The following is a 1,649-nucleotide window of genomic DNA, read 5'->3' as shown; positions in this document are numbered from 1 at the left end:
GGAGGTGGGCGTTCCCCACTTCGCGAGGATCCGGGCGTAGGTGCCGTCGGCCATGAGCCGCTCGACCGCGGCGTGCACCGCGGGGACGAGCGGGGAGTCCTTGGCCAGCGCGAACCCGACGTCGAGCCGGCGGTACTCGTTCACGAACCGCAGCCGCGGCTGCTGTGAGACGAGATAGCGCAGGCCGTTGATCGTGCTCATGGTGACGTCGGCGCGCCGCTGGGCCAGGGCGAGGCTCGCGGTCGCGCCGTCCGGGTAGCTGCGCGCGTCGATCGGCGGTCGGCCCGCCGTCGGACATCGTGGTTGCGCCTTCGCCAGCGAGGCCTCGAAGGTCGAGCCGGCGAGGACGGAGACGGTCCTCCCGCACAGATCGGCCAGGTCGTGGATCGGAGGCTGGGGGTCGTCGGCGCGCACGGCGAACCCCTGGCCGTCGTTGATGTAGGTGACGAAGCTGACGACCTTCTTGCGGGCCTCGGTGACCGCGAAGTTGCCGGTGGCGACATCGAACTTGCCGCTGGTCAGGCCGGGGACGATGCCGTCGAAGGTGCCTTCGGTGCGCTCCACGCGCAGCGCGAGGGTGCGCGCCACCGCCTCCGTCATGTCGATGTCCTGTCCGACGACGGTCACGCCGTCGGAGAGCCTGAACGCCGAGGGCTGGCCTCCGACGCTCGCGCCGACGGTGAGCACCCCCGCCTGCGCCACGGCGGGCGGGACGAGCGCGGCTGCCGTCGCGTCGGGGACGACGGCCGAGGTGACGTCCTGCCGGGGCACGCCGGCGTCGAGGTCGTCGAGCGGCGAGGCACAGCCGACCAGCACCACGCCCACGAGGGCGAGCACAGCCGGCAGCGCGGGTCGGAGCATGGGTGGTCCTGTCGCGAGGAGCGGTCCGGACCCGCCGTGCGCGCGGCGACGCGCTGATCACGACGAGGGGTGGGTCCGGCGAGGGTGGTGGCGGAGCGGACGGCGCTCAGCGACAGGAGGCGGACCAGACCCGGCACAGGTCGACGTGGTCACGAGTGACCAACGTGCCGTCCTGAGCCATGAACGGGACAGAACCACCCGGGACGTCCCCGGTCAAGCCGGATGTGATCTGCCGGGCGCGACTCGACGCCGCCACCGGGGCGACGTACCGTCCGTCGCGGAGTGGTCGCCCCCGGCGACCGTCCGCCCGCGTTGAGGGACGCGGGCCGCTCCTGGCGGAGCCATCTCGTCCTCGCCCGCCTCCTCCTGCTCGGAGCCCGCCGATGACCTCCCTCACCGTGTCCGGCCACCCCGCCCCCGCGGCGTCGAACCCCGCCGAACCACCACCGCGCACCGTCGGCTCCCGCCACGTCGGGCGCTGGATCGCGGCCGTCGTCGTCGTCGTGCTCGCCCTGTGGGCGCTGCGCTCGGTGGCGCTCAACCCCGCGTTCGGCTGGCCGACCGTGGCGCAGTACCTGGGCACTGGCGCCGTCCTGCGCGGGTTGGTGACGACGCTGTGGCTCACCGCGGCGACGACGGTCCTCGGGTTCGGCATCGGGATCGGGCTCGCCGCGATGCGCCTGTCGGCCAACCCGGTGCTCTCCTCGGTGAGCTGGGCCTACGTGTGGTTGTTCCGCTCGACGCCGCTGCTGGTGCAGCTGCTGTTCTGGTACAACATCGGCGCCCTC

General features: G+C 73.3%; 2 protein-coding genes. One reads left to right on the top strand and one right to left on the bottom strand.

What is annotated here, in order from left to right:
• A partial coding sequence (locus tag VGH76_RS27465; protein ID WP_331559943.1) for an ABC transporter substrate-binding protein occupies positions 1-861 on the bottom strand: 861 nt, incomplete at its 3' end.
• A 383-nt stretch (positions 862-1,244) separates the two neighbouring features.
• Between VGH76_RS27465 and VGH76_RS27460 the strand changes: the two genes are divergently transcribed.
• The coding region (locus tag VGH76_RS27460; RefSeq protein ID WP_331559942.1) for an ABC transporter permease subunit at positions 1,245-1,649 on the top strand (405 nt) is incomplete at its 3' end.

The sequence above is a fragment of the Actinomycetospora sp. genome (assembly GCF_036497585.1).
In the GTDB taxonomy this organism is placed as follows: Bacteria; Actinomycetota; Actinomycetes; order Mycobacteriales; family Pseudonocardiaceae; genus Actinomycetospora.
This window is presented reverse-complemented; position numbering and strand designations above follow the sequence as displayed.